2 protein-coding genes and 2 pseudogenes are annotated in these 5116 nt (G+C 35.1%); 2 read left to right on the forward strand and 2 right to left on the reverse strand.

The features are described from left to right. Positions 1-1328: pseudogene (locus BXU11_RS16405) on the forward strand (ATP-dependent RecD-like DNA helicase); the annotation flags it as partial. 370 nt (positions 1329-1698) lie between these two features. Beyond that, positions 1699-2427 (forward strand): 3-deoxy-manno-octulosonate cytidylyltransferase, encoded by a 729-nt coding sequence (kdsB, locus tag BXU11_RS16410; RefSeq protein WP_078212942.1) that lies wholly within the window; start codon positions 1699-1701, stop codon positions 2425-2427. Between the two features lie 258 nt (positions 2428-2685). On the opposite strand, the pseudogene kdsB (BXU11_RS16415) reads toward kdsB (BXU11_RS16410), so the two are convergent. Next, positions 2686-3412: pseudogene (gene kdsB, locus BXU11_RS16415) on the reverse strand (3-deoxy-manno-octulosonate cytidylyltransferase). Between the two features lie 371 nt (positions 3413-3783). Continuing rightward, the coding region (locus tag BXU11_RS16420; protein ID WP_139363535.1) for an ATP-dependent RecD-like DNA helicase at positions 3784-5116 on the reverse strand (1333 nt) is incomplete at its 5' end.

Genomic DNA, 5116 nt, shown 5'->3' on the forward strand with positions numbered 1-5116 from the left:
TTTATTACTGAAATTCCATGTGACACGATTTTTGTATTGAAAGGATATGCAGGAACGGGTAAGACAACGGTAATTTCTACGCTGGTGAATAGCTTAGCGAGCATCAACAAAAAGCGGTTTTATTAGCGCCAACGGGTAGAGCCGCCAAAGTAATCGCTAATTATTCTGAAAAACCAGCTTTTACGATTCATAAGAAAATTTATTTTCCCAAAAAATCGTCGGGAGGCGGAGTTTCTTTTACGTTACAGCCCAACAAACACAAGAATACTATTTTTATAGTCGATGAGGCTTCGATGATTTCAGATACCAATTCGGATTCGAAATTATATGAAAATGGATCACTTTTGGATGATTTGATTTCGTATGTATACTCGGGAACCAATTGTAAACTGATTCTTTTAGGAGATACGGCTCAGTTGCCACCTGTCAATTTAGATATTAGTCCGGCCTTAGATATTCAAACTTTATCGTTGCATTACAACAAAGAAGTCGATCATATTGAGTTGGATGAGGTAATGCGACAAGCTGAAGATTCGGGTATTTTGTTCAATGCAACGGCTTTGCGTGAATTACTCCAAGATTCTTTTGTTACCGAGTATCAATTTGATTTGAAAAAATTTAAAGATATCGTTCGACTCGTGGACGGCTACGATATTCAAGATGCGATTCATTCGGCCTATAGTAACTACAGCATTGAGGACACCGCTTTTATTGTACGTTCCAACAAAAGAGCCAATCAGTACAACGAACAAATTCGGGCCAAAATTTTGGATAAAGAAAGTGAATTGGCTACGGGTGATTTTTTGATGGTGGTCAAGAACAATTATTTTTGGCTAAAAGATTCCGACGAAGCCGGATTTGTGGCCAATGGTGATATTATCGAAGTACTTGAAATGTTTGGTATCAAAGAGCTCTATGGTTTCAAATTTGCCAAAGTCAAAATCCGAATGGTCGATTATCCCAACCAAAAACCTTTGGAAACCGTTTTGTTATTGGATACGATAAAAAGCGAATCTCCTTCTTTGACTTATGAAGAATCGAACAGATTGTATCAAGAAGTGATGAAAGATTACGAAGGAGAAACGAAATACAAACAGTTTCAAAAGGTCAAAAACAATGAGTATTTTAATGCGTTACAGGTTAAATTTTCCTACGCTATCACTTGTCATAAATCTCAAGGTGGACAGTGGAATACGGTTTTTATAGAACAGCCGTATTTGCCTAACGGAATCGACACCGATTACATTCGCTGGTTGTACACCGCAATGACTCGTGCCAAAAATAAGTTATATTTGATAGGATTTAAAGACGATAGTTTTGTGGAGTAATTGTTTGAAATGACCGCTAATTCGCAAATTTTTAATTTAAATAGTAATGGGTGTAATTTGTGAATTTGCGGTAAAAAACAACAATTACGAATGAGTTAAAGTCTTTCGTGTTGTCACAAAATATGGATTTTATATCTTTGTTAAAAATAATTTTAAATAGGATAATATTCATCTTTGAATGCTGTTGATGTAATAAATAGGTCTATTTCACACATAGTAACTTTGTGAACAGTAAAACGTCTATTGCTTTCTTATAAGAACTAAAAATTTTATACTTTTCCTATGTGGTTAAAAATGATTTCCCTAAATAAGTCCTTTAAATTTTAAAACTTTACTCTTTAAGAGCCTTAACGGCAATAAAAATAAAACAATGAAAATAATAGCAGTCATTCCCGCTCGATACGCCTCAACGCGATTTCCGGCAAAATTAATGCAAGATTTAGGTGGAAAAACAATCATCAGAAGAACTTATGAGGCCGCCATTAACACCCAACTTTTTGATGATGTGTTTGTGGTAACCGATTCTGATATCATCTATAATGAAATTGTATCAAACGGAGGAAAAGCCATCATGAGTATCAAAGAGCATGAGTCGGGGAGTGATCGTATTGCAGAGGCAGTGGAACATCTTGATGTAGATGTTGTGGTCAATGTGCAAGGCGATGAACCATTCATCAATGCAGAGCCTTTAGCTAAAGTAATTGAAGTATTTAAAAAGGATACGAATCATCAGGTGGATTTGGCTTCGCTGATGCGAGAAATTACAGATGAAGACGAAATTAATAATCCTAATAATGTAAAAGTAGTTGTGGATCAAAATGGATTTGCGTTGTATTTTTCACGTTCAGTAATTCCTTATCCAAGAGAGAGAAATGTAGGGGTGTGCTATATGCAACATATTGGAATTTATGCTTTTAGAAAACAAGCCTTATTGGATTTTTACAGTTTACCCATGAAATCCCTAGAAGCTTCCGAAAAACTAGAACAATTACGCTATTTGGAATTCGGGAAACGTATCAAAATGGTCGAAACTGCACACGTGGGTATTGGTATTGATACGGTTGAAGATTTAGAGAAGGCTAGACTATTTTTGAGCTAAGTACGAGTGTACTACTATAAAAACTGCTTTATTTCGGACTAAATTTAGAAGAGCGATAAAATGACTTTAAAAAGTTAATTTTCATGGCCTTTTTAGATATAATTAACAAGTGTCTCATTCCTTGTATAATATTTAATACTTTGCGACACTTGTTAATTATATCTAAAAAGCCATGAAAATTAACTTTTTAAAGTCATTTTATCGCTCTTCTAAATTTAGTCCGAAATAAAGCAGTTTTTATAGTAGTACCACTCGTACTTAGCTCAAAAATAGTCTAGCCTTCTCTAAATCTTCAACCGTATCAATACAATACCCACGTGTGCAGTTTCGACCATTTTGATACGTTTCCCGAATTCCAAATAGCGTAATTGTTCTAGTTTTTCGGAAGCTTCTAGGGATTTCATGGGTAAACTGTAAAAATCCAATAAGGCTTGTTTTCTAAAAGCATAAATTCCAATATGTTGCATATAGCACACCCCTACATTTCTCTCTCTTGATAAGGAATTACTGAACGTGAAAAATACAACGCAAATCCATTTTGATCCACAACTACTTTTACATTATTAGGATTATTAATTTCGTCTTCATCTGTAATTTCTCGCATCAGCGAAGCCAAATCCACCTGATGATTCGTATCCTTTTTAAATACTTCAATTACTTTAGCTAAAGGCTCTGCATTGATGAATGGTTCATCGCCTTGCACATTGACCACAACATCTACATCAAGATGTTCCACTGCCTCTGCAATACGATCACTCCCCGACTCATGCTCTTTGATACTCATGATGGCTTTTCCTCCGTTTGATACAATTTCATTATAGATGATATCAGAATCGGTTACCACAAACACATCATCAAAAAGTTGGGTGTTAATGGCGGCCTCATAAGTTCTTCTGATGATTGTTTTTCCACCTAAATCTTGCATTAATTTTGCCGGAAATCGCGTTGAGGCGTATCGAGCGGGAATGACTGCTATTATTTTCATTGTTTTATTTTTATTGCCGTTAAGGCTCTTAAAGAGTAAAGTTTTAAAATTTAAAGGACTTATTTAGGGGAAATCATTTTTAACCACATAGGAAAAGTATAAAATTTTTAGTTCTTATAAGAAAGCAATAGACGTTTTACTGTTCACAAAGTTACTATGTGTGAAATAGACCTATTTATTACATCAACAGCATTCAAAGATGAATATTATCCTATTTAAAATTATTTTTAACAAAGATATAAAATCCATATTTTGTGACAACACGAAAGACTTTAACTCATTCGTAATTGTTGTTTTTTACCGCAAATTCACAAATTACACCCATTACTATTTAAATTAAAAATTTGCGAATTAGCGGTCATTTCAAACAATTACTCCACAAAACTATCGTCTTTAAATCCTATCAAATATAACTTATTTTTGGCACGAGTCATTGCGGTGTACAACCAGCGAATGTAATCGGTGTCGATTCCGTTAGGCAAATACGGCTGTTCTATAAAAACCGTATTCCACTGTCCACCTTGAGATTTATGACAAGTGATAGCGTAGGAAAATTTAACCTGTAACGCATTAAAATACTCATTGTTTTTGACCTTTTGAAACTGTTTGTATTTCGTTTCTCCTTCGTAATCTTTCATCACTTCTTGATACAATCTGTTCGATTCTTCATAAGTCAAAGAAGGAGATTCGCTTTTTATCGTATCCAATAACAAAACGGTTTCCAAAGGTTTTTGGTTGGGATAATCGACCATTCGGATTTTGACTTTGGCAAATTTGAAACCATAGAGCTCTTTGATACCAAACATTTCAAGTACTTCGATAATATCACCATTGGCCACAAATCCGGCTTCGTCGGAATCTTTTAGCCAAAAATAATTGTTCTTGACCACCATCAAAAAATCACCCGTAGCCAATTCACTTTCTTTATCCAAAATTTTGGCCCGAATTTGTTCGTTGTACTGATTGGCTCTTTTGTTGGAACGTACAATAAAAGCGGTGTCCTCAATGCTGTAGTTACTATAGGCCGAATGAATCGCATCTTGAATATCGTAGCCGTCCACGAGTCGAACGATATCTTTAAATTTTTTCAAATCAAATTGATACTCGGTAACAAAAGAATCTTGGAGTAATTCACGCAAAGCCGTTGCATTGAACAAAATACCCGAATCTTCAGCTTGTCGCATTACCTCATCCAACTCAATATGATCGACTTCTTTGTTGTAATGCAACGATAAAGTTTGAATATCTAAGGCCGGACTAATATCTAAATTGACAGGTGGCAACTGAGCCGTATCTCCTAAAAGAATCAGTTTACAATTGGTTCCCGAGTATACATACGAAATCAAATCATCCAAAAGTGATCCATTTTCATATAATTTCGAATCCGAATTGGTATCTGAAATCATCGAAGCCTCATCGACTATAAAAATAGTATTCTTGTGTTTGTTGGGCTGTAACGTAAAAGAAACTCCGCCTCCCGACGATTTTTTGGGAAAATAAATTTTCTTATGAATCGTAAAAGCTGGTTTTTCAGAATAATTAGCGATTACTTTGGCGGCTCTACCCGTTGGCGCTAATAAAACCGCTTTTTTGTTGATGCTCGCTAAGCTATTCACCAGCGTAGAAATTACCGTTGTCTTACCCGTTCCTGCATATCCTTTCAATACAAAAATCGTGTCACATGGAATTTCAGTAATAAAAATT

The sequence above is a fragment of the Flavobacterium sp. LM5 genome, assembly GCF_002017945.1.
Classification (GTDB): Bacteria; Bacteroidota; Bacteroidia; order Flavobacteriales; family Flavobacteriaceae; genus Flavobacterium; species Flavobacterium succinicans.

What these genes read in the sequence shown, in the direction of transcription:
- kdsB (WP_078212942.1), top strand. Translation starts at nt 1,699, where the DNA reads ATGAAAATAATAGCAGTCATTCCCGCTCGATACGCCTCAACGCGATTT.